Source organism: Nocardia sp. BMG111209 (assembly GCF_000381925.1).
GTDB lineage: Bacteria > Actinomycetota > Actinomycetes > Mycobacteriales > Mycobacteriaceae > Nocardia.
The window spans coordinates 1,793,020-1,815,122 of record NZ_KB907307.1; the positions used below are offsets into that span (position 1 = coordinate 1,793,020).

Genomic DNA, 22,103 nt, shown 5'->3' on the forward strand with positions numbered 1-22,103 from the left:
TACTGCGTTAGTGGTGGGGTCGGTGAGTGCCGGACCCCGGACGGGAGTTGGGTCAGCACATGAGCACACCGATCGATCGCATCGACGCCGCCCTGGAGATGGCCGCCGGAATTGTCATCGACATCTCGGCCGATCGGCTTGCGGGGCCCTCCTTGTGTCCGGGGTGGAGCCTCGGTTTCGAGCTCAATCATCTGGTCGGTGGGATGCGGATTTTCGCTGCCGAACTGTCCGGTGCGGTGGTCGATCGGGACCATCACGACGATTGGCTCGGAAACGATCATCGAGCGGCCTTCGCGATCGCGGCCGATCTCGACGGGACGGCGTGGCATCGGCCCGACGCGCTCGAATCGACCGTGCGTCTGGGGTTCGGGCCGGTTCCCGGGGCGATGGCGGCGGTCGTTCATCTGACCGAACTGGTGGTTCACAGTGCCGATCTCGCGGTCGCCGTGGGCAACACCGATCGCATCGACGACACACTGTGTGGACAGCTGCTGGAAACCATGCGCAGCACAGGCTTCGACAGCTTCCGGCAGCCGGGCATGTTCGGCGCCGAGATCGCGGAATCACCACAGGCCGCCGGCCATCGTCGGCTGCTCGCCTTCACCGGCCGGAATCCGGCGGGCCGCTGATCCGTGCGCCGATGTCGGCCGGCGGTCGAGGTGGCCCGAATCCTGCTGTCCACGTTCATAATTCAGTACCGACCCGCCGAGGCCGGTATCGGATGTGGTAACGCCGGGTTATCCGGCGTTAGTGTCGGGCCATGGCCGAAGGTGAGAAGGTCCGGCGCCCGGGCGGACGCAGCGCGCGCGTACAGGCGGCCGTTCATGCCGCGGTGACCGAGCTGGTGGCCGAGCGCGGGTACGGCAATTTCACGATCGCGGAGGTGGCGGCCCGCGCCGGCGTCGCCGACACCAGCGTGTATCGGCGGTGGGGTGATCTGGAGACGTTGTCGGCGGAGGTGGTGTCGTCGTGGCTGACCACACATGCCTCGATGCCCGATACGGGGAGTCTGGAAGGGGACCTCCAGGCCTACGCCGCAGGTGTCGCCGACGACATTCTCGGACCACAAGGTCTGGCGGTACTACGGCTGCTGATCGCGCTGTCCTCCGGTGGCGAGCCCGGCCTGCGGGCCCGGGACGCGTTCGTCGCCGGGCGCCGGATTCAGTTGCAGGAGATGCTGGATCGCGCGGCGGCGCGCGGCGAGCAGGTACCGCCGGGGCTGAGCGTGGTGGATTTCATCCTGGCGCCGCTGTACATCCGGGTGCTGTTCGGAATGCCGCTCCCGGCCGCCGACGTCCGGACGCAGGTGGCGCGGCTCCTGGCCGATGCCCAGGGCAAAGGCGCGCCCTCGTCCCCGGGCTGACACAACGGCTTCGAACTTCCCGGAGGCCACCGGCACATTTCACGATCGGGCTCAGGCGCGCCGGTTCTCGGCCCCGACCATCCAGGCCAGCTTCTCCAGCGAGTCGATGACCTGGTGCAGGATATCGGCGGTGGACGGGTCCTCGGCGTCGACCTTGTCGTGGATCTTGCGGGCCGTGTCGATGGTGGCGTGCAGACGGGACGTGATCAGGTCCACCACCGTGGCCACGTTCTGCTCACCGGCCGGGAAGGGCGGGAGGCTGGTGGTGGCGGTGACGGTATCGGTGCGGCCGTCCGCGGCCACGTGCAGCGATCGCATCCGTTCGGCGATGGTGTCGCCGAATTCGCGAGTCACCGCCACCACCTCGTCGAGCTGTAGGTGCAGGTCACGGAAATTGTGGCCGATCACGTTCCAGTGCGCCTGCTTGCCCTGGAGCGACATCTCGATCAGATCGACCAGCATCTGCTGCAACGCCGCGGCGAGATGGCGGGAGGCCGTGAAACCCGCGCCGAGCTCCGCCTCCGAACGACGCTTCGATTTCATCGTGGTCTGAGACCTGCTGGAATTCGACTTGCTCGCAGCCTGCACAGCCATGCTCGTTCCTTCCGGTCGAGGTCACCCTTGCGAACGGCGCCCCCGGCGCCGCTTCGACAATATGGGCATCGCATCGGGCCGGACGCACAAGCAACCGCACCGCAACCTATCCGGAATCGGAAATCGCCCAGGGCATCCGATCGGCACCCGGCGCAGTATCTGCGGCACGGTGCTCGACCGGTGCCGACGTGACGGTAGGCGGCGCCCCCACGAGTGCCGGCGGTGTGCGCGTCTCGCCGATCCGGGCCGCCGCGGAAAGCCCGGCGGCGGGCGCACGGTCGAGCCGGACGGCCGCACCGTCGATCGGCGGGCCGTCGACCATCGCGATCCAGGCCCGCTGCACCACGTGTTCCAGTTCATCGATCGCCCCGCCCAGGCGTAGCGCCTCGGGCGCTGCGGTGGCCGGTAGCGCGTCGCGCAGGAACTCGCGCACCGCGAACAACCGCTGCATCATCTGATCGTGGAGATCATCGGCGATGCGCTCACGTTCGTCGAGTTCGTCGAGTTCCCATTGCCTGCGCGCCTTCACCGACCGCAACGCCGCCGCGACCTGATCGGCGAAGACGGTCATCATGTCGAGGTGCTCGTCGGAGAACGGGGGTGCTCCCACCGGCCGGACAGCGACCAGCACACCCAGCGGGCAGTCGATCCCGTGCAGTGGCAGCACCAATACCGAGCCGAATGATGCGGGCTCGCTTGCCTTCTCGATGTCCTGCGCCGCCAAGCGCAGTGGCGCCCGCTCGAGGAACACCGTCCTGACCGCCGAATCCAGCACCGCCGGCGCCTCGTCGCGGTCGACGCGGCGAGATCCGATCGAATCGACGACGACCAGTTCCGCCACCGCGGGCATCGACGTCTCGGGATCGCGAGGGACGATCAGCAGACAGCGGCCGGGGTCGCTCAGGCTGGACGCCGTGTCGGCGATCAGCCGCAATGCCACGCCGGCGTCGATATCGGTCAGCAGTGCGGTCGCGATGTCCCCGGCCGCGCCGGTCCACGCCCGGCGGATACGCGCCTGTTCGGCCCGCAGGGCATTGTCGATCGCGAAGCCCGCCGCGATGGCCACTACGACGACGACCGCCTCGTCGTCGTCGCTGAACTGCCCTTCCCCGTCCTTGCCGGTCAGCGACAGGTTGCCGAAAACCTGATTCCGGACCCGGATCGGAACCTCGAGAACGGACCTGCCGGCCGGCCCGGGGCGAACGATCGACATGTTCGCCCGGACCGGGCCCGGCCGCTCGACGACCGGACTCGGTCCCGGGTACCTGCCGGGGATCGAGCGGATCTCCACGCGGATGGCACTGCGGACGTCCTCGTATCGCGCATCCCGGCACGACAAGGGCTCGAGCTGGTCGTCGTGCCGGTACACCCCCACACTGACGTTGCGCGCATCCACCAGTTCGGCGGCGGCATGCGCCACCACGCACAGCGTCTGATCCAGGTCGAGTCCCGCAGTCTGGATCAAGATGGTCGTGACCAGTTCCTCGCTCCGGTCACGGGTTTCGACGATGCTCTCGAGCCGGGACTGAAGTTCACTGAGCAACTCCTGCAGTCGTACCTGCGACTTCGATGCCCTCGATTGAAAGCTCATGACCAGAACCCTCTCGCCAGTGGCTGAATGCTGCACGGCGTCACCGGGATCTGGAGCGACGGGAACAGTCTACGCGTCCACGTACCGATCGGCAGCCCCGGCGAATTTTCCGGTCAGCCGACCGTGACGACGCGGTTGTGCCGGCCGGTGGCGCCGTTCGGGAACGGCGTGGTGCGGGCCTGATCCTGTACTGCACCCGTGCCGTCGGTGGCGCGCACCCGCAGCGTGTGCGTGCCGGTCACCGCTCGCCACCGCCAGGTCCATTGCCGCCAGGTGTCGATCGAATATTCGGCGGCGAGTTCGGCCGCCTGCCAGGGGCCGTCGTCGACCTGGACCTCGACCTGCGCGATCCCCCGGTGCTGGGCCCACGCGACGCCGGCGACCAGCACGTCACCCGCGGCCACGGTCGCGAAGGCGCGCGGGACATCGATACGCGACGCCGTCTTGATCGGTGCTCGCGCGGACCAGCCGCGATCGGTCCAATAGGCCGAGGAGCGATCGAACCGGGTAACCTCCAGGTCCACCACCCATTTGGTGGCCGATACGTATCCGTAGAGGCCGGGGACGATCAGCCGGGCCGGATAGCCGTGCTCGATGGGCAGCGGTTCACCGTTCATACCCACTGCCAGCAGCGCGTCCCGGCCGTCGGTCACGGCGGAAAGCGGTGTGCCGGCGGTGAATCCGTCGATGCTGCGCGACAGCAGCATGTCGGCGTCGGGATGTGGTCCGGCCTCGGCGAGCAGTTCGGCCAGGGGGTACCCCAGCCAGCGCGCGGTCCCCACGAGATCGCCGCCGACCTCGTTGGAGACGCAAGTGAGGGTCACGACCCGTTCCACAGCCGAACGCTCGCGCAACCGGTCGAAGTCCAATTCGACGGTCCGGTCGACCATTCCGTGAATCCGCAGCCGCCAGTCGGCGCTGCTCAGGGCGGGCAGTTGCAGCGCGGTGTCGACACGGTAGAAGCGCGGATCGGGCGTGATGAAAGACGAGAGGCCGTCGATTCGCGGTTGAGCCTGCGGCGATACCGGGGAAGCGGGTGTGGCCGCGGGCAGGAGAAAGCGGGCTCGATCCACGCCGATATCGCGCAGGCGCGTCGCGAGAATGTGCCCGGCCCCGCCCGCGCCCGCCGCCAGCGCGCCCACGCTCGCCGCCGAGATCAGGAAACGGCGCCGGGACACGCCGACGGCGGAGCCGCTCCGGTGGATCGGTGTGCCGGTCACCAGGATTCGCAGGACCACGATCCCCGAGACCACCCCGGCCACGGTCGGCACCGCGAACCATGGTGTGGCCGTGGGTCGTTGGAGCGCGGCGGCGACAGTGACGCCGCCGAGCGCCACGAGCAGGGCGCTACCCAGCGGCCGGCGGCGTTCCAGCACCGCGACGATGCTCGCGCCGAGCGCCATCACCGCGGCCATGGCGGTGAACAGCGCCTGCTTGTCGTGGCTGCCGAACCGACGGATCGCGGCGTCCTTCAGCTGATGCGGTGTGTGATCGACCATGGTCGCGCCGAGCACGAAGAACGGGGACGACATGGGATCGATCAGGACCGCGACGAGATGACCGACGCCGAGCGCCATGGCGGCCGCCAGCAGCCCCGCCACCGCCGCGCGCGGCCATCGGATCGACCGCGGCGACGTATCACGTTGGGGCACTGCTGGTTCGGGCATGATCGCGCCGTTCGATCAGGCGGGCGGCATGAGCACGGTGTCGATCAGGTAGACCGTCGCATTCGCGGTCTGCACGCCGCCGCAGATCACCGACGCGTCACCCACTTTCACGGTGTCGCCGCTGCGGGTCACCGATACCTCGCCACCCTCGACGGTCTTGTGCGTGCCCGCGATCTGATCGGGTGCGATCCGGCCCGGCACGACGTGATAGGTCAGGATCTTGCTGAGCCCGGCCGCATCGGTCTTCAGTGCATCGATCGTCGCCGGTGGAATCTTCGCGAAGGCGGAATCCACCGGAGCGAAGACGGTGAACGGTCCGCCGTCCAGCGTGTCCACCAGGTCGACCTGTGGATTCAGCTTGCCCGATACAGCCGATACCAGTGTCGTGAGCAGCGGATTGTGCGAGGCTGCCACCGCCACCGGGTCCTGCGCCATGCCGCTGACCGAGCCCGCACCGGTCGGCACCTGCCGGGCGTAGTCCTGACAGCCGGGCCCGACCGGAGTCGCGGCGGCGGCAGCGGCGGGGGCGGCGGATGACGCGCTGGTCGTCGACGTGGTGGTACTGGACCCGGACTTGTCGCCGGAACACCCGGACATACCGAGCGCGGCGGCGAATGCGATGGTGACGACGACGGAACGCCGGATGATTTTCATGATCGTTCTCCTTCGGGCGTCGTGACCACGTGGTCACGAACGAGTGATTCGAGAAGCCCTCGTCGGCGCTTTCCGCGACCGTCGAGCACCGCAGGGACTTCGCTCAGCTCCGCGGAAGGGTTTGGTCTTGCGAGGAATCCGATCGATCGCGGGCAACGTCGTCGGCTCCGACCGGCCGCCGTGGGCACCCTTCGCACCGGCGGACAGTCCGCTGCGGACCACCATCCGAGATGGCGGTCGCCGCTGGCGCGATTTATCCGCGAAGTGGGGTATCCGCGGCGAAGCACGCGGTGGTGAGCCGCTCACCGTCATCCGCGAATGGGAGAAATCCGATGAATCGTGAATCGATCGACCGACCGGCCCGGGATCCCTGCGAGGTGACGGCACCCGCCGCATACACGGACACCGACGACCACGTCGCGGTGCCCGACGCAGCCGCACCCGTGTCCGGGCCGGCGATGCAGCGCGCGATCGATCACCTGCACGCGCATCCCGACCGTCCGATCACCATCACGGAACTGGCCGGACGTGCCGGGGTCTCCGCCCGCGCCCTCCAGTACGCGTTCCGCCGCGCCTACGACACCACCCCGCTGCAGTACCTCCGGCGGATCCGGCTGCAACGCGCCCACCGCGACCTCACCGCCGCCAGCCCGGGGCACGACAGTGTGGCCGTGATCGCTGCTCGCTGGGGTTTCACCAACCCCGGACGGTTCGCCGTGGCCTACCGGCACCGCTACGGCATCTCCCCCGGTCATACCTTGCGCCAGTAGCCTTTTCGTGCGCTCGGCGCCGGTCGTGGACGAGTTCGACGGTGCAGCAGGCACATCGCGTCCGTCGTTGCCGGAATTCACCGAGATTTTGCCCGTCACAGCATAATTCGATGCGGCCGACTCCGAGAATCGGGTCGGACGGCCCCACGTCGAGCGCGACCGCACGTTCTCTCGTACGATCCGTTGATGCCGGTGATCTTGGTGACGGGGATGTCCGGCGTCGGCAAGTCGACGGCGCTGATCGCTTTGCAGCAGCGGGGGTATCGGGTGGTGGACGCCGACTACGGAGGCTGGATCGAAGACCGCCCGCACCCTGACGGGACCGGCACGGAGCCGCAGTGGTGCGAGCAGCGAATCGAGGCGCTGATCGCGGACCATGAACAGTCGGGCGAACCGCTGTTCATCGCGGGCACCGTGAGCAACCAGGTCGCGTTCTATCCGCGGTTCGACGAGATCGTATTGCTCAGCGCCCCAATCGAACTGTTGCTCGACCGCATCGTGCGTCGTGACACGAATCCGTTCGGGAAGGCTGCCGCAGAACGCGATCGGATCATGGCCGACACGGCCGAGATCGAACCGCTACTGCGGTCGGCGGCGACAGTCGAGATCGACACCAGCCGACCGCTGATCGACGTGGTGGAGCGACTGGTATCACTCGCGGGACCACCATCCCTACCTCCTCACTGACGAGGTAGGTCCCAGACGATCCGGCGAGCCAGGCCACATTGTCTGTCGAAGCGATCGCAGACCCAAGGCGCCGACCGACAGTGCCGAGCGTTCCGGCGCCGAAGGTATCGCGGCCGGCCGGCAACGTGACGATGAGGTCACCACCACCGTCGTCACCAATCTCCTGACGGTGATCCAGCGGCATTCACCGTCGTCAGGCGGCGGCCGCGGACAGGGCGGGGTCGAGCAGGATTTTCACCGCGCCGTCGGTCTTGTGCTGGAACATTCGGTAGGCGTCTGCGGCATCGGACAGCGGAAGGCGATGCGTGGCAAAGGATTCCACGCCCAGGATGTCGTTGTCGGTCAGCAGCGGCAGGATGTCCGGGGCCCAGCGGGTCACGTTGGCCTGACCCATGCGCAGCTGGATCTGTTTGTCGAACAGGGTCCGCATCGGCATCGGATCGGCGACGCCGCCGTAGACGCCGATCACCGAGATCGTGCCGCCGCGGCGCACGATATCGATCGCAGCGTGCAGGGCGGACAGCCGATCGACGCCGACGGTGTCGTTCACCATGCGTTCGATCATGTCCGGCAGCAGGCCGAGCGCGTGCTGCGCCGCCGCGGTCACCGGGGAGCCGTGTGCTTCCATCCCCACCGCGTCGATCACCGCGTCCGAGCCGCGCCCGCCGGTGCGGTCCCGCACGACGTCACCGATCGATGCGTTCGCGGCGCGTGTGTCGATGACCTCGATGCCACGGTCGGCGACCCGCGCCACGCGTTCGGGCACTCGATCGACGCCGATCACGCGCAGTCCGCGGTGGGCCGCGATCCGGCAGGCCATGTCGCCGATCGGGCCCAGGCCCAGCACCGTCACGGTGTCGCCCTCGGACAGGCCGGTGTACTCGACGGCCTGCCACGCGGTGGGCAGGACATCGGAGAGGTAGACGAACCTGGTGTCTAGCGGGCCGTGCGGGACCTTGATGTGGGTGTGGTCGGCGTGCGGGACCCGCAGATATTCCGCTTGGCCGCCGGGCACCCGGCCGTACAGTTTGGAGTAGCCGAACAGGGCTGCGCCGCAACCGTATTCGCGGACCTGCGTGGTCTCGCACTGGGTCGGCAGCCCGGCGTCGCACATGGCGCACGCACCGCAGCTGATCTGGAACGGGATCACGACCCGGTCACCGACGGCGAGTTCGGTGACCTCCGGTCCGACTTCGGTGACGAATCCGATCGGCTCGTGGCCGAGCACGTCACCGGGGGTCATGTAGGCGCCGAGCACCTCGTACAGATGCAGGTCGGAGCCGCAGATCCCGGACGCGGTCACCTTGATGATCACGTCCGTGGGCTGTTCGATCCGAGGATCGGGTACGTCGGTCACCTCGACGTGACGACGGCCCTGCCAGGTCACTGCTTTCATCATCTCCCCTGTCTCACAGAGTATCTCGGGGTGCGATCACCGATTTGCCCGATACCGGGCCACGTCACGACCCTGCTGATGCCGGAAGGGGGTCACGGTCGCAGCCGGCCCGCCGGTGGGCAGTCAGAGCGTCGAGTACCGGAACACGTGAAGGGTCCATCGCGGCCGGACTACCCGACCGTCGGGGCATCAGTCGCCATTCCCGCACCCGAGGCGGCGTTGTAACAGGACGAGGCCACCGATCCGCGCGGCCGCGCGTGGCCACCGACCCGCCCGCAGCGACAGCGACCTTGCCGCCCCGGTGGCGAATCGGCCGCTGATCGTGGTGCTCGGCCACGACAGCTGCGGTGCCCATCGACGCCCTCGACGGCGGCGCGGTCCCCGGCGGGTTCCTCACCTACGGGCTCGCCGACGGACGCGCGCACCTGTGCGGCGACATCGGCGAAACCGCCACCGACATCACCGTGTGACCTTCGCCGGATCGGATGAGAACTCGCCACGGCTCCGGCCGGCATGCTGCGGCCCGGTACGAACTGTGCACTGTGGCAGGCGAAGTGGCACCGGTCGCCGACCGTGAACGGTTTCCGGATCTGCGAATCCTCATGCCCTACAAAGAAGTCGAGCCGGAGGCCGGTGTGCTCATTCGCGCGGGGGCCGGCCTTGCGGTGCCCAGAGTCGGTCGGCGTCGCCTGCGACGACGCGGCTGCGGTAGACGTCGATCTTGTGGTCGATGAGCTCGAGGTTCTGTTGAATCTCGGTGAGTTTCGAGATCACCTCGGCCCGATGGGATTCCAGCAGGGCCAGTCGATCGGTTTCGTTGCCTCGCCCGGCCGAGACGAGTTCGGCGTAGCGGCGAATGGTCTTGATCGGCATGCCGGTCGCGCGCAGCCGGGTGCAGATGTTGATCCATTCCAGGTCCTGCTCGCGGTAGCGGCGGCGGCCGCTGTGGGTGCGGTCGACGGGGGTGACGACCAGGCCGGCGCGCTCGTAGTAGCGGAGGGTGTGCACGCTGATTCCGGTGCGGTGGGCCGCCTCCGCGATGCTCACTCCCGGGTCGTGGCGGGGTTCGGGCGACTGTGGCTTGACTTCGAGCACACTCTAGATTCTAGCGTTGCGGCATGTCCGAACAGATGCCTGGATCACCGAACGTTCGGCACCCGTTGCTGGTGCTGGCGATCTGCTGCGCGAGCATCGTCGTGGTGGTGATGGACATCTCCATCGTCAATGTGGCGTTGCCGGCGATCCGTCACGATCTCCATGCCTCGGTGTCCGGTCTCCAGTGGACGGTCGACGCCTACACCCTGGTGCTGGCCGGGTTCCTGGTGGCGGCCGGGTCCGTCGCCGACAGATTCGGGCGCCGCCGCGTCTTCCGGATCGGGTTGGCGGTCTTCGGGATCGGCTCGCTGCTGTGCGGCCTGGCGCCGACGATGGAGTGGCTGATCGCGGCGAGGACGGTACAGGGAATCGGTGGCACGATGCTCAACCCGGTGGCCATGGCGATCGTCGCCACCGCATTTCCCGAGCCCGCTCAGCGAGCCCGAGCCATCGGCGTCTTCGGGTCGATGTCGGGTCTGGCGCTGGCAGTGGGACCGATACTCGGTGGAGCGCTGGTCGACGGGCTCGGCTGGCATTCGGTCTTCTGGATCAACGTCCCGATCGTCGCCGTCGCCATCGTGTGCACCGCGCTGTTCGTGCCGGAGTCCCGTGCACCCAGGGCACGCAGATTCGACCCCGTGGGCCAGATCCTGGTGGCCCTGCTGCTGGGTGCCGTCGTCTACGCGATCATCGAATCCCGATGGCTCGGTTGGAGTTCTCCGGTCGTCCTCGTGCTGCTCGCCGCCGCTGTGCTCGCCGTGCCGGCCACCCTGATCTACGAGTCCCGGCGCGCCGATCCGCTGCTGGAACTGCGCCTGTTCCGCAGCGTGCCGTTCGGTTCCGCGATCCTGATCGCGTTGTGCGCGCTGTGCGCATTCAGCGCGTTCCTGTTCACCACGACGCAGTACCTCCAGAACGTCCGCGGCATGTCCGCGCTCACGGCGGGGCTGTGCCTGCTCCCGGTCGGGCTGCTGGTCGTGGCATTCTCCCGGCGGATCGGCGGACTGGTCGGCACCCGAGGACCACGCCTGCCGCTGCTGCTCGCCGGGACCGCACTGAGCCTGGGCGGTCTCGCCTCCCTCGGACTCGAACCGACCACCCCACTGCCGATCGTGCTGGCGCTGTATCTGTTGTTCGGGATCTTCCTGACCGCGGTCAACCCGCCGATCACCACCACCGCCGTCGCCGGAATGCCCCGCTCGATGACCGGCGTCGCCGCCTCCCTCGCCTCGGTCGGACGGCAGACCGGAACCACCCTCGGTGTCGCGATCTCCGGAACGATCCTCGGACCCGCGCTGACCCACGGCGGCACCACATTCACCGCGACCGCACGCGGCATATGGTGGACGGTCCTGGGTCTGGGCATCTGCGTCCTGCTGCTCGGACTGCTCAGCACCGGCCGCCGCGCCGGCGAAACCGCCACCCGAGCAGCGGAACTGTTCGAAGAGATCGACCGGGGCACCGAGGTCCGGATCGCATCCGCCGTCCAACGGTGACGGAGTAGCCGTGGGGCACGAGATGGTATCCGAGGACTCAGGGCTGGGTCGCGGTCAGGCTGCCGAGGGCACCGCCCAGGTCGGGGCCCGAGCGTTCGCCGGCGGATGCCGCGGCCACCGCCGGGAGCACGGTTTCTCCCACGCGCTCGAGATAGGGCCAGGCGATATCGGGAGGGAGGCCGCCGCACAGCGGGGAGAGGTTGAGCATCTCGCCGCGGCGGACCATCTCGATGGCTTCGCTCACACTCACGATGCGATGGGAGCGGGATGTCTCCCGGAGCTCATCGATCGTTCGGGCCGTGGAGATGCCGGCCGATGTCTCGTTGGCGGGATTCCACTCGGCGTAGCTGACGGCGTCGTGCAGGAGGAAGCTACCCAGTTCCGCCCACGCGCGGTCGATGCCGTGGTCAGGGGCGACGAACAGGACGGTGTGGGTGTCCCGGGACGGGAGCAGGGTCATGAGCGGCTCGTGTCCGTGGGCTCGCGCGGACTTCTCGTACGCCTCCTGCATTCCCGGGACCGTGCCCTGGGCCAGCAGGCCCAGGCCGTAGCGTCCGGCCCGCTCGGCCGCGGCCACCGAGCCACCGCCCCACATCAGCAGGGGGCCGCCGGGGGTCGCGGTGCGTGGCGTCACCCTGATCCGTCGACCGTCGCGAACGACGACCTCGCCCGCCAGAAGTCGTCTCAGCAGGTCGAGCTTCTCGTCGGCGATGCGCCCGCGGCGCCGGACGTCGACACCGAATTGTTCGTACTCCTCCGGCCGGTACCCGAGCCCGAGGGTGAACGATGTCCGGCCCCGGCTCAACAGGTCCACGACGGCGATCTCCTCGGCCAGCCGCACCGGGTCGTACAGCGGGAGGATCACCACCGTGTTGATCGCCAGCGTCGATGTCCGGGCGGCGACGGCCGCCGCCATCACCAGCGGCGCCGGGAGGTACCCGTCGTCCGCCCCGTGGTGCTCGCAGATCACCACGGCCAGGCAGCCGTGCGACTCGGCCCACGAACACATCTCCAGCGCGGTCGCGTACAGTTCCGGCGCCGGCGCGCCGATCGACGGTGCGCGCATGTCGAGGCGCAACGAGAACATCAAACCTCCCCGACGCGGGTCACGGTGACGAAGGCGACTCTGCCTGCCACACAGCTCATTTCGATCCCTCTCCGCGCTCCGGGCCATCGGTGACCGGATTGCCAGAGTACGGAACGAATATTCGGTTCACAAGGGAGTCGGCCGCGCGGGTCAGATGCGCAGCCTGCGACGCAGCAGCGGTAGTCCCGGCCCGTCGAGGTCGTCGAGGAGCGCGGTGCGACCGCAGACGGTCATCATCAGCGCGGCGACCGGACCACGCACCTCGGCACCGTTGCCCCAGGTACGTCCGATATCGAGGCCGCGCAATCGAATTCCTCGCAGCAGGCCCAGCGGCACGAAGCCGAAGGGCCACGGGCCGGTCAGGAAATCGAGTGCCGATGCCGCCGAGTGCGGGTCGGGTTCGAAGGGCAGGCCGAGCGGAATGGCGATGTCGCCGTAGTGCACCAGGACGTCGGCGAGCGGGTCGAGCGGCCCGAACAGCGGGGGGCTGATCCGGCGGTCGGCGACCGCGCGCAGGCCGGACACGATCTCGGCCGTCGTCGACTGCGCTCTGCGGCATGCCAATTCGTCGATCGCGCGCGCCAGGCTCCCCCGGCGCACCGCCGAGGCCAGAAATACCGGCAACCCGTCGGCCACGGTGCTGAGCACATGCGCACCCACCGTTTCGACGTCCCAACCGGCGCACAGGCTCGGCGTCGCCAACCGGTCGTCATCGAGATCCTCGAGCGTATTCGCGATCAGGCGACGGTGATCGGCGACCGTGGCGAACACGAGCTCACGATCGAACGGCATCGGCCCTCCTCTCGGCCAATGGGACGTCATCCTAGACTGAGACGACGATGACAGCCACCAGCGCACCGGACCCGTCCGACGACCCACCGGCGAAATCGCGACGCCAGTACGACAACTCGGGTCGCCGGGCACAGACGGCGAAGACGCGCGACCAGATCCTGGACGCCGCAGCCGATATGGCCCACGAGTTCCCGAGCTGGGACTGGGGCGATCTGACCTTCCGGTCGGTGGCCGAGCGGGCCGGCGTCGGGGCGCGCTCGATGTATCGGCACTTCGGCAGCGAGCGAGAGCTGCACGATGCGGTCGTCCGCCGCCTGAAGGAGGAGGCCGGCGTCAACTACGACGACCTCAAACTGGAGGACCTCGCCGAGGTCACCTCGCGCACCTTCGCCGCCTTGGGCACATTCCCCGAATCGACCCGATCGGGCCCGGGGACAACGCAACCCGCCCTGCTGGCCGAGCATCGGATGCGGCGTGACGCGCTCCTGCACGCCACCGTGCCGTACGCCGGGGACTGGTCCGACGAACAGCGCACTCTCGTGGTCGCCGTACTCGACCTGCTCTGGGACGTCCCCGCGTACGAACGCCTCGTCGTGCAATGGGGACTGGACGGCGAGCAGGCCATGCGGGCCGTGAAGTGGGCGCTGGATGCGGTGGTGGCGGCCATCCGCACCGGTGAACCACCGGCGGGCCGCCCGGCCGCCGACAGCTGAAAGTACTTCCGCCACAACGCGACTCCCGGTGCGGGTGAATCCTGCTGCGCGCGTGGCAAAATCAGCCCGTATGGCCCGGAAACCGGCTTCCCGTCCGGCGATTCGCCCACTGTGACGGCGCCGAGCACCACCTCGGGAGCGCCGGGTTTTTCACTCTTGTACCCCGCCGATATTCATGGCACACTTTCGCCATGAATAGCACGGCCGGGCCCCAGGGCCCCGCCGGCCGCCCGGTCGCTGCCGCCATCTGAGCCAGTCGAACCGGTACGGCGTCCGAATCGACTCCGCTCGAATCGTCGAAATGATCAAGGGTGCTCATGAGGCCAGCGAACCTGTTCTACACCGCCGATGTGGTCGACGACCTGATCGCGGTGCAGCAGTTGTATACCGAGACGGTCGGTCAACGGTGGAACGCCATCACCGAGTCCCGCTGTCCGATCGAGACCTCCACCGGTCCGAACTCGGTGGTTCTGCGGTGGTCGTTCTCCACCGAGGATCTGGGTCACCGCGTCAGGCTGATCCAGTCGGTCCCGGGGACAATGTGGCTGCCGGCCGATTCGGGACTTCATCACCACGGCTATTGGTCCGATGATGTCGATGCCGATGTCAGAGCGCTGGAAGCGAGCGGGGCGACCCTGGAGGTGCGCTCGCGCATGCCGGACGGCCGCACCGCCTGGGCCTATTGCCGAAGCCCTGCGGGAATTCGCCTCGAATTCGTGGACAGGTCCCAGCAGTCGATTCTCTTCTGACCCCCGCCACACCAGCACTGCGTGTATCGCGATACCCAGGAAGGGTCGCCATGGAACCGAAGGATCTCTACCACACCGGGATGGTCGTGGACGATCTCGAAGCAGCGAAGAAATGGTACACGGACACGGCCGGCTACAAATGGTCGAAGGTTGTCCAGGCACCTCAATACATATGGACTCCGGAGGGAGAGAAGATCATCTTCCTCAAGATCTGCTACTCCGGCGAGAACCTGCCGCACCGCCTCGAACTCATCGAGACCATACCCGGAACGGTATGGACCCCCACCGATTCCGGTCCGCATCATCACGGCCGATGGTCTGCGGACGTGGATGCGGATATCGCGGTCCTCGACCGCAAGGGTATCAAGGTCGAGGCGAAGGCGCTGCTGCCCAACGGCCCTGCGCTGTGGGCATATTGCAAGGGTCCGGTCGGCCCGCGTATCGAACTCGTCGGGCCTTTGATGAAACCGCTCGTCGAGCTGTTCTTCGCCACCGCTGATCTGCCGTAGCGAATACGGTTCCCCTTTTCGGGCCCGGTGCCGAGACCCCGTCCGGCAAGCGGCCCTCCGGACGATCGAGGACAAGTACGTTGAACGAAACAGGCGCCGGCGCCGATCGACCACAGAAAACGATTTCCACTTCCCGCGAGGGGCATTCATCGCTGTCCCGGCGCGGATTCATCAGAGGCTCGTCCGCGGCCCTGGGCCTCGGTGTCGTGGGCGTGATCGCCGAGCGCGCTGCCACCCGTCCGGCCGGAGAGCCGACGGACCCCGACCGGCTGTCGGTATTCCGGCACGGCGTCGCGTCGGGCGACCCGACTGCGGACTCCGTCGTGCTGTGGACGCGAATCACCCCGGGATCGGATCACTCGTCGCACGCCGGGGTGGTGTGGGAGGTGACGACGGACCCGGGCATGACCCGTCCGGTCCGGAGCGGCTACACGATCACGAGCGCCGAACGCGATCACACGGTCAAGATCGACGTGGACGGACTGGCACCCGACACGACCTACCACTACCGGTTCACCAGCAACGGCGCGATGTCCGAGATCGGACGAACGCGAACCGCGCCGGCGGCGGACGCGAACATCGATACGCTGGAACTCGGCTTCGTCGCGCATTCGCCTTGGTCCGCAGGCTGTTTCGGGGCCTATCGCGAATTGTCCACCCGCCCCGAGCTTGCCGCGATCGTGCACATCGGGGACTACCTGGGCCTCGGATCGGCGGCTGTGGCGGGAGTGTCGCGCGCGTCGGTCGGACACCAGCCGGCGACACCGGATCCGATCTCGCTGGCCGACTTCCGCAGCCGCTACGAGCTGCACAGGTCGGACCCCGATCTGCAGGCGGCACATTCCGCGGCGCCGTGGATCTGCACATCGCCCTGCACCACATCGTCCCTCGCCGACGATGACGTGGCACGAAACGCGAAACAGGCGTTCTTCGAATGGATGCCGGTCCGAGAACCACGCACCGGCGAAGCCTCCGATCGATCGATCGGATTCGGCTCACGAGTCGATCTGTTCATGACCGGCACCCGGCGCGACGAAGGCGGAGCAGTGCAGCTCCCGCACGATCCCTCATCGTGGCCGAGCACGAACCTGAAACGATTAGGGGCACAGTGGAAAGTGGTCGCATCCCCCGCGATGGTCGCGCCGGTGAACGTGACGCCGCTGGATCCCGCCGCCGCATCGGTGCTGGCACAGTTGCTGTCACTCCCTCCCGGCGACACCGACGTCACCGCATACCCATGGGACGGACTCGACGACGACCGGCGTGCCATGCTCACCGAGATCGATTCGAGCGCAACCGATAACGTCGTCTTCGTGGCCGGCGACAGCCGCATGTCCTGGGCAGGCGATGTACCCGTGCGGGACCGATCGGTCGCAGCGCAGTTCGGGATACCTCCCGTGAGTGCCGCCGTCGTCGGCGATCTCGGACCGGCAGTGGCCGACTCGGTGACATCGACCGTCAGCGCGCTGAACGACCATGTCCGACACCTGGATCCGAGTTCGCAGGGCTTCGGAGTTCTGCTGGCGGACGAGAGGCGACTGCGGATGCAGATCTGGTCGGTCTCCGCCACCGAGCAGCACACGAGACCGGCACAGCTGATCGCCGAATACACGGTCGCATCCGGAGCGCGGCGGATAACCGAGGTCAATTCGTCGGCTGTGGCGCCGTCGGCGGCCGAGTACGCCGGCCGGCAGTAGATCGCCGAGGAAACCGATAAACAAATGTTCACACCGAGGCTGGGTGTCCGGGCTCGTATTCTCGCCGTTGCCCTCGTCCCGAGCGTGGTTCTGCTCATCATCGGCGTGGGTGGCGCGGGATATGCCGCGACACAGGGTAGGCACGCGCGGAACTGGTCGGAGGCGCTCGCCGCGGCCACTCCGCCGACACGGGATCTCGTGACAGCGGATCAACTCGAGCGGCAATATTCGATCGTGTGGCTCATCGGTGGCGGTGGCGACCCGGGACCACTGCTCCAGGCGCGCAGCCGTTTCGATGCCGCCTCCCGCATTCTCGACAGCACCTCCGATTCGTTCGCCAGATCCGGGCATGCCGAGGTGACCGGTGACATCGGCGGAATCCAGACGGCGAAAGCCCGGCTGGTGTCGGTCCGTGCGCAGGTCGACGCCGGGACGCTCCCGATCGCGGACGCCTACGACTACTACAGTCATTTCCTCGACGCGATCTCGGTGGGCAGCGAGATCGTCCAGGCCGACGCGCCGACGCCCGCGGTCGCGAGTGCGGTATCCACGGCGCTGACGATCGTGTCGGCATCGGAAATGCTCTCGCGGAGTGCGGCTTTGGGTGTGGTTCTGGCGAACAACGGCACACTGACACCGCCACTGGCCATCGAATACTCACGCCTGGTCGGCGGATACCGGACCGGCATCGAATCGCTGGCGGCGCAATCCGCGGCCGTCAAGGCGGTCACGACGAGTCCGGCGTGGCTGCGGCTGATCATGATGGAGAACACGCTGCTGGCCCGTGCGCTGGATCCGCTCACCGCGGCGCCGGGCAAATCCGGCGCGGAGCCGGCGCCGATGTCGTTCACCCCCGCGGACTGGACGAATACCACCAACCAGGCCAACAACGCCCTGCTCGAACTCTGGGACGGGCAGATGCTGCACGCGCACGGAATGGCCGCACAGGCCGCCGATCGCAGTGCGCGGACCGCATTGATCGTCGGCAGCGTGCTGCTGGTCGCCGCGATCGTCGCCTTCATGGTGTCGCTGCTGCTGGCCAATCGGATGATCGGCCGGCTGAAGCGGTTGCGCGATCAGACGCTGGCGCTGGCGAGTGACCGGTTGCCGCAGATCATGGCGCGCCTCGGCGCCCGGGAGGACGTCGACGTCGCCGCCGAGTCGGCGCCGCTGGCATTCGGCACGGACGAGATCGGCCAGGTGGCGGACGCGTTCAACCACGCCCAGACCGCCGCGGTCGCCGCTGCCGTCACCGAGGCGCGCACGCGGGAGGGTGTGCGTGCCGTCTTCTTGAACATCGCGCACCGAAGCCAGGTGGTGGTCCACCGGCAGCTCGAGATCCTGGACGAGGCGGAGTCCCATCAGGAGGATCCGGCGCTGCTCGACATCTTCTTCCGGCTGGACCATCTCACCACCCGCGAGCGCCGCAATTCCGAGAACCTGGTCATCCTCGCCGGCGGTGAGCCCGGACGTCGGTGGCGGAATCCGGTGCCGTTGGTGCAGATCATCCGCAGTAGTGTGAGCGAGGCTGTCGATTTCGGCCGGGTGCGGATCATGCGCACACCCGAGGTGATGCTCACCGGTAGCTCCGTGGCCGACCTGGTGCATCTGCTCGCCGAACTCATCGACAACGCCGCCAACTTCTCCCCGCCACAGACGCAGGTCGAGGTCCGCAGCGGCGTCGTGGGCAAGGGTGTGGTCGTCGAGATCGCCGATCAGGGTATGGGCATGCTGGAAGGCGAGTTCGCCCGGATCAACGACATGCTGGCCGATCCGCCGGATTTCGGTGTCGGCCCGCTGTCCGAGGACTCCCGACTGGGCATATTCGTGGTCGCGCAACTGGCGTACCGCAACGATGTCACCGTACGGCTCACCGAATCCGACTACAGCGGAGTCCGCGCCATCGTGCTGATTCCGTCGAAATTGCTTGTCGCCGAACCGTTCACACCGACCGACGGCCGGCGCGCCGAGCCGGAATCGGCCCGGATGGTGACCTCGGACCAGCCCGGATACCCGCGTGCCGTCGAGCTGCCGGCGAACGCCGCACCGCCGCCCGTCCCCATCCGGTACCGCCCGCGGAACGCGCCACCGGCGCCCGGATTCGACACTCCCACAACACGATCGGAAGACCTCGGGTACCCGGGTGGCACGGACGATCCGGGCAGCTTCGCGGGCAATCCGCCGGCGGTCACCCGTCGCCTCCACCGCGCGAGTCTCGCGCCGGAGCCGGCCGGCGGCCATCAGCGCGACGAGCCCGCACCACCGTGGTATGCGGCCCGACAGACGCGAGATCCGTTGTCCGCCGACGAGGACGGTACCGGATCCGGCCGCACAGCCGATCCCGGTGGCTTCGGGACCTCGCCCTTCTGAGGCGGCCGCCACCTGCTCGCTGTCAGTCGGTTCCGGACGGGCCGACGACGCCGACGCTGCGCAGATACGCCACGACGGTCTCGGCGAGCGCCTCGGGGGTTTCGGCGCCACCGGCGTCGAGTCGCAGTTCGGGCGTCTCGGGTGGTTCGTAGGGCGAGTCGATGCCGGTGAAATTCGCCAGCTCGCCACGGCGGGCTTTGGCGTAGAGCCCCTTCGGATCGCGGGCTTCGGCGACGGCCAACGGCGCGTCGATGTGGATTTCGATGAATTCGCCGGCCTCGAGCAGCTCCCGGGCCAGCTGCCGTTCGGCGCGGAAGGGGGAGATGAACGAGGACAGCACGATGAGCCCGGCATCCACCATCAGTTTCGCGACCTCGGCGATCCGGCGGATGTTCTGCACACGGTCGGCATCGGTGAATCCGAGGTCCTTGTTCAGGCCGTGGCGGATGTTGTCGCCGTCCAGCAGGTAGGTGTGGAAACCCTGTTCGTGCAAACGCTTTTCGACGAGATTGGCGACGGTCGACTTACCGGCGCCGGACAGGCCGGTGAACCACACCACCACCGGCCGCTGCGCCTTCTGCCGGGCGCGGGCCGCTTTCGTCACCTCGACCGCCTGCCAGTGCACATTGTCCGCGCGGCGCAGCGCGAAGTGCAGCATGCCGGCGGCGACGGTCGCGTTGGTGAAGCGGTCGACGAGGATGAACCCGCCCATGTCCCGGTTGCTGGTGTAGGGGTCGAACGGGATCCGGCGATCGAGATTGATGTTGCAGACACCGATCTCGTTCGAGACGAGGGTGCGCGCGGGGTTGTGTTCGAGGGTGTTGACATTGATCTTGTATTTGGGCGTCACGATGGTGGCGGTCGCCGTGCGGGTACCGACCTTGACCAGATACGGCCGGCCGGGCAGCATCGGATCCTCGCTCATCCACACCAGGTGGCATTCGAACTGGTCGGCCACCGGCGGCGGGTCCGCGCGCGCGGCGATCACGTCACCACGGCTGACATCGACCTCATCGGCGAGGGTGAGCGTGACGGACTGCCCGGCCACCGCTTCGGCGAGGTCGCCGTCCGCGGTGACGATCCGGGCCACCGCGGTGTCGGTGCCGGAGGGCAGGATTCGCACCCGGTCGCCGGGATGGATCGTGCCACCGGCGATCTGCCCGGCGAATCCGCGGAAGTCGATGTCGGGCCGGTTGACCCACTGCACCGGTAACCGGAACGGGGTGGTGGACAGATCGTCGGCGAGCTCGATCGTCTCCAGATGTTCGAGCAGTGAAAGACCTTCGTACCAAGGCATATTCGGGCTGAGCCGGGTGATGTTGTCCCCACGCAGTGCCGAGATCGGAATGCACGTGACCGTCTCCAGGCCGATGTCCGCAGCGAAGGCGCGGTAGTCACGTTCGATCCGGGTGAACACCTGTTGCGAATAGCCGGTCAGGTCGAGTTTGTTGACCGCGACCACGATGTGACGGATGCCGAGCAGTGCCACCAGGAAGCTGTGCCGCCGGGTCTGGGTGAGTACGCCCTTGCGAGCGTCGATGAGGATCACCGCGGCGTCGGCGGTGGAGGCGCCGGTGACCATGTTGCGGGTGTACTGCTCGTGGCCGGGAGTGTCGGCGACGATGAACTTCCGTTTCTCCGTGGCGAAGAACCGATACGCCACGTCGATGGTGATGCCCTGTTCGCGTTCGGCGGCCAGGCCGTCGACCAGCAGCGCGAAATCCAGTTCCCCGCCCTGGGTTCCGACGGTCTTCGAATCCTGTTCCAGCGCCGAGAGATGGTCGGAGAAGACGAGTTTCGAGTCGTAGAGCAGCCGCCCGAGCAGCGTCGACTTCCCGTCGTCGACACTGCCGCAGGTGATACACCGCAGCAGCGACTTGTGTTCGTGCCGGCGCAGATACGCCTCGATATCGGTGGACGCCAGATCATCGACCGGGTATGTCATCAGAAGTAGCCCTCCTGCTTCTTCTTCTCCATCGACGCGCTCGAGTCGTGGTCGATGACCCGGCCCTCGCGTTCGGAGCTGGTGGTGAGCAACATTTCCCGGATCACGTCCGGCAGCGTCGTGGCGGTGCTCTCGATCGCCCCGGTCAGCGGGTAGCAGCCGAGGGTGCGGAACCGGACGCTGCGGTCCTCGGGAATCTCCCCGGGCGCCAACGGCATCCGATCGTCGTCCACCATGATCAGCGTCCCGTCGCGTTCGACCACCGGCCGCGGCGCGGCGAGATACAAGGGCGCGATCGGGATCCGCTCGCGATGGATGTACTGCCAGACATCGAGTTCGGTCCAATTCGACAGCGGGAACACCCGGACGCTCTCCCCCGGGCCGGTGCGAGCGTTGTAGAGCCGCCACAACTCGGGCCGCTGCTGCTTGGGATCCCACCGATGTTGCGCCGACCGGATGGAGAACACGCGTTCCTTGGCCCGGGACTTCTCCTCGTCGCGGCGGGCCCCGCCGAAGGCGAGGTCGAACCGGTGCAGATCCAAAGCCTGCTTGAGCCCCTCGGTCTTCCACATGTCGGTGTGCACCCCCGAGCCGTGCTCGAACGGATTGATGCCCCGCGCAACACATTCCGGATTCCGGTGCACGAGCAGCTCCACCCCGTGTCGCGCGGCGATCCCGTCCCGGAACTCGTACATCGCCCGGAACTTCCAGGTGGTGTCGACGTGCAGCAGCGGGAACGGTGGCTTCGCCGGGTGAAAGGCCTTGAGCGCCAGGTGCAACAGCACCGAACTGTCCTTCCCGACCGAGTACAGCAGCACCGGCCGCTCACACTCCGCGACCGCCTCCCGGAAGATCTGGATGCTCTCGGCCTCCAGCCGCTGCAGATGTGTCAATTGCTGCACGAGTTCTCCTCCTCGGGTCCGGCTCG

General features: G+C 67.8%; 21 protein-coding genes. 11 read left to right on the forward strand and 10 right to left on the reverse strand.

The window, feature by feature from the left end; genetic code table 11:
* The first annotated feature begins 59 nt into the window (after positions 1-59).
* Together G361_RS0108160 and G361_RS42755 are read left to right on the forward strand one after the other, a co-directional pair.
* Positions 60-629 (forward strand): TIGR03086 family metal-binding protein, encoded by a 570-nt coding sequence (locus tag G361_RS0108160; protein ID WP_019926576.1) that lies wholly within the window; start codon positions 60-62, stop codon positions 627-629.
* Between the two features lie 131 nt (positions 630-760).
* The gene (locus tag G361_RS42755; RefSeq protein WP_019926577.1) at positions 761-1,363 is read left to right on the forward strand and encodes a TetR-like C-terminal domain-containing protein; all 603 of its coding nucleotides are present in this window, start codon (positions 761-763) and stop codon (positions 1,361-1,363) included.
* A 51-nt stretch (positions 1,364-1,414) separates the two neighbouring features.
* Here the strand turns inward: G361_RS42755 and G361_RS0108170 are convergent, their stop codons facing one another.
* From G361_RS0108170 to G361_RS0108185, 4 genes are all read right to left on the reverse strand, one after another.
* Positions 1,415-1,906, reverse strand: coding sequence for a Dps family protein (locus G361_RS0108170; protein WP_019926578.1), 492 nt, complete (start codon positions 1,904-1,906; stop codon positions 1,415-1,417).
* Positions 1,907-2,063: 157 nt separating this feature from the next.
* The gene (locus tag G361_RS42760; RefSeq protein ID WP_081635323.1) at positions 2,064-3,548 is read right to left on the reverse strand and encodes a GAF domain-containing protein; all 1,485 of its coding nucleotides are present in this window, start codon (positions 3,546-3,548) and stop codon (positions 2,064-2,066) included.
* A gap of 113 nt (positions 3,549-3,661) precedes the next feature.
* Entirely contained in the window at positions 3,662-5,215 is a 1,554-nt protein-coding gene (locus G361_RS0108180) for a molybdopterin-dependent oxidoreductase (RefSeq protein ID WP_081635324.1), read from the reverse strand.
* A 15-nt stretch (positions 5,216-5,230) separates the two neighbouring features.
* A complete protein-coding gene (locus G361_RS0108185; protein ID WP_019926581.1) occupies positions 5,231-5,869 on the reverse strand; it encodes a fasciclin domain-containing protein in 639 nt (212 codons plus the stop codon).
* 332 nt (positions 5,870-6,201) lie between these two features.
* Here G361_RS0108185 and G361_RS0108195 point away from each other — a divergent pair, with 332 nt between their 5' ends.
* Together G361_RS0108195 and G361_RS0108200 are read left to right on the forward strand one after the other, a co-directional pair.
* Positions 6,202-6,639 carry a helix-turn-helix transcriptional regulator gene (locus G361_RS0108195; RefSeq protein WP_019926583.1) on the forward strand — a complete coding sequence of 146 codons (438 nt, stop codon included), beginning with the start codon at positions 6,202-6,204 and terminating at the stop codon, positions 6,637-6,639.
* Between the two features lie 186 nt (positions 6,640-6,825).
* Complete coding sequence (locus G361_RS0108200; protein WP_019926584.1) at positions 6,826-7,326, forward strand: AAA family ATPase; 501 nt, start codon at positions 6,826-6,828, stop codon at positions 7,324-7,326.
* A 193-nt stretch (positions 7,327-7,519) separates the two neighbouring features.
* Here G361_RS0108200 and G361_RS0108205 read toward each other — a convergent pair whose 3' ends face one another.
* Positions 7,520-8,722: an alcohol dehydrogenase catalytic domain-containing protein gene (locus G361_RS0108205; protein ID WP_026342821.1), complete on the reverse strand. Its 1,203-nt coding sequence runs from the start codon at positions 8,720-8,722 to the stop codon at positions 7,520-7,522.
* A gap of 347 nt (positions 8,723-9,069) precedes the next feature.
* Between G361_RS0108205 and G361_RS51430 the strand changes: the two genes are divergently transcribed.
* Positions 9,070-9,192, forward strand: coding sequence for a hypothetical protein (locus tag G361_RS51430; protein ID WP_019926586.1), 123 nt, complete (start codon positions 9,070-9,072; stop codon positions 9,190-9,192).
* Between the two features lie 169 nt (positions 9,193-9,361).
* Here G361_RS51430 and G361_RS0108215 read toward each other — a convergent pair whose 3' ends face one another.
* Positions 9,362-9,817, reverse strand: a complete 456-nt coding sequence (locus G361_RS0108215) for a MerR family transcriptional regulator (RefSeq protein WP_019926587.1) — start codon at positions 9,815-9,817, stop codon at positions 9,362-9,364.
* A gap of 23 nt (positions 9,818-9,840) precedes the next feature.
* On the opposite strand from G361_RS0108215, the gene G361_RS42765 reads away from it, so the two are divergent.
* A complete protein-coding gene (locus tag G361_RS42765; protein WP_231386818.1) occupies positions 9,841-11,313 on the forward strand; it encodes an MFS transporter in 1,473 nt (490 codons plus the stop codon).
* 37 nt (positions 11,314-11,350) lie between these two features.
* On the opposite strand, the gene G361_RS0108225 is transcribed toward G361_RS42765, so the two are convergent.
* Together G361_RS0108225 and G361_RS0108230 are read right to left on the reverse strand one after the other, a co-directional pair.
* Positions 11,351-12,400 carry an LLM class flavin-dependent oxidoreductase gene (locus G361_RS0108225; protein WP_019926589.1) on the reverse strand — a complete coding sequence of 350 codons (1,050 nt, stop codon included), beginning with the start codon at positions 12,398-12,400 and terminating at the stop codon, positions 11,351-11,353.
* Positions 12,401-12,550: 150 nt separating this feature from the next.
* The gene (locus tag G361_RS0108230) at positions 12,551-13,192 is read right to left on the reverse strand and encodes a maleylpyruvate isomerase family mycothiol-dependent enzyme (RefSeq protein ID WP_019926590.1); all 642 of its coding nucleotides are present in this window, start codon (positions 13,190-13,192) and stop codon (positions 12,551-12,553) included.
* Between the two features lie 47 nt (positions 13,193-13,239).
* On the opposite strand from G361_RS0108230, the gene G361_RS0108235 reads away from it, so the two are divergent.
* From G361_RS0108235 to G361_RS0108255, 5 genes are all read left to right on the forward strand, one after another.
* Positions 13,240-13,905 (forward strand): TetR/AcrR family transcriptional regulator, encoded by a 666-nt coding sequence (locus G361_RS0108235; RefSeq protein ID WP_019926591.1) that lies wholly within the window; start codon positions 13,240-13,242, stop codon positions 13,903-13,905.
* 350 nt (positions 13,906-14,255) lie between these two features.
* On the forward strand, positions 14,256-14,654 hold the full coding sequence (locus G361_RS0108240; protein WP_196814442.1) for a VOC family protein: 399 nt from the start codon (positions 14,256-14,258) through the stop codon (positions 14,652-14,654).
* Positions 14,655-14,704: 50 nt separating this feature from the next.
* Positions 14,705-15,163: a VOC family protein gene (locus G361_RS42770; protein ID WP_019926593.1), complete on the forward strand. Its 459-nt coding sequence runs from the start codon at positions 14,705-14,707 to the stop codon at positions 15,161-15,163.
* A 212-nt stretch (positions 15,164-15,375) separates the two neighbouring features.
* Positions 15,376-16,860 (forward strand): alkaline phosphatase, encoded by a 1,485-nt coding sequence (locus tag G361_RS0108250; protein ID WP_255359790.1) that lies wholly within the window; start codon positions 15,376-15,378, stop codon positions 16,858-16,860.
* 24 nt (positions 16,861-16,884) lie between these two features.
* Positions 16,885-19,230: a nitrate- and nitrite sensing domain-containing protein gene (locus tag G361_RS0108255; RefSeq protein ID WP_019926595.1), complete on the forward strand. Its 2,346-nt coding sequence runs from the start codon at positions 16,885-16,887 to the stop codon at positions 19,228-19,230.
* A 22-nt stretch (positions 19,231-19,252) separates the two neighbouring features.
* Here the strand turns inward: G361_RS0108255 and cysN are convergent, their stop codons facing one another.
* Positions 19,253-21,175: a sulfate adenylyltransferase subunit CysN gene (cysN, locus tag G361_RS0108260; RefSeq protein WP_019926596.1), complete on the reverse strand. Its 1,923-nt coding sequence runs from the start codon at positions 21,173-21,175 to the stop codon at positions 19,253-19,255.
* A complete protein-coding gene (gene cysD, locus G361_RS0108265; protein WP_019926597.1) occupies positions 21,175-22,077 on the reverse strand; it encodes a sulfate adenylyltransferase subunit CysD in 903 nt (300 codons plus the stop codon). Before cysD ends, cysN begins: the two co-directional genes overlap by 1 nt.
* Positions 22,078-22,103: the final 26 nt, after the last annotated feature.

Excerpts from the sequence above, each read along its gene's own strand:
- G361_RS0108160 (WP_019926576.1), top strand. The coding sequence starts at position 60 with ATGAGCACACCGATCGATCGCATCGACGCCGCCCTGGAGATGGCCGCC.
- G361_RS42755 (WP_019926577.1), top strand. The coding sequence starts at position 761 with ATGGCCGAAGGTGAGAAGGTCCGGCGCCCGGGCGGACGCAGCGCGCGC.
- G361_RS0108170 (WP_019926578.1), bottom strand. The coding sequence starts at position 1,906 with ATGAAATCGAAGCGTCGTTCGGAGGCGGAGCTCGGCGCGGGTTTCACG.
- G361_RS42760 (WP_081635323.1), bottom strand. The coding sequence starts at position 3,548 with ATGAGCTTTCAATCGAGGGCATCGAAGTCGCAGGTACGACTGCAGGAG.
- G361_RS0108180 (WP_081635324.1), bottom strand. The coding sequence starts at position 5,215 with ATGCCCGAACCAGCAGTGCCCCAACGTGATACGTCGCCGCGGTCGATC.
- G361_RS0108185 (WP_019926581.1), bottom strand. The coding sequence starts at position 5,869 with ATGAAAATCATCCGGCGTTCCGTCGTCGTCACCATCGCATTCGCCGCC.
- G361_RS0108195 (WP_019926583.1), top strand. The coding sequence starts at position 6,202 with ATGAATCGTGAATCGATCGACCGACCGGCCCGGGATCCCTGCGAGGTG.
- G361_RS0108200 (WP_019926584.1), top strand. The coding sequence starts at position 6,826 with ATGCCGGTGATCTTGGTGACGGGGATGTCCGGCGTCGGCAAGTCGACG.
- G361_RS0108205 (WP_026342821.1), bottom strand. The coding sequence starts at position 8,722 with ATGAAAGCAGTGACCTGGCAGGGCCGTCGTCACGTCGAGGTGACCGAC.
- G361_RS42765 (WP_231386818.1), top strand. The coding sequence starts at position 9,841 with ATGTCCGAACAGATGCCTGGATCACCGAACGTTCGGCACCCGTTGCTG.
- G361_RS0108225 (WP_019926589.1), bottom strand. The coding sequence starts at position 12,400 with ATGTTCTCGTTGCGCCTCGACATGCGCGCACCGTCGATCGGCGCGCCG.
- G361_RS0108230 (WP_019926590.1), bottom strand. The coding sequence starts at position 13,192 with ATGCCGTTCGATCGTGAGCTCGTGTTCGCCACGGTCGCCGATCACCGT.
- G361_RS0108235 (WP_019926591.1), top strand. The coding sequence starts at position 13,240 with ATGACAGCCACCAGCGCACCGGACCCGTCCGACGACCCACCGGCGAAA.
- G361_RS42770 (WP_019926593.1), top strand. The coding sequence starts at position 14,705 with ATGGAACCGAAGGATCTCTACCACACCGGGATGGTCGTGGACGATCTC.
- G361_RS0108255 (WP_019926595.1), top strand. The coding sequence starts at position 16,885 with ATGTTCACACCGAGGCTGGGTGTCCGGGCTCGTATTCTCGCCGTTGCC.
- cysN (WP_019926596.1), bottom strand. The coding sequence starts at position 21,175 with ATGACATACCCGGTCGATGATCTGGCGTCCACCGATATCGAGGCGTAT.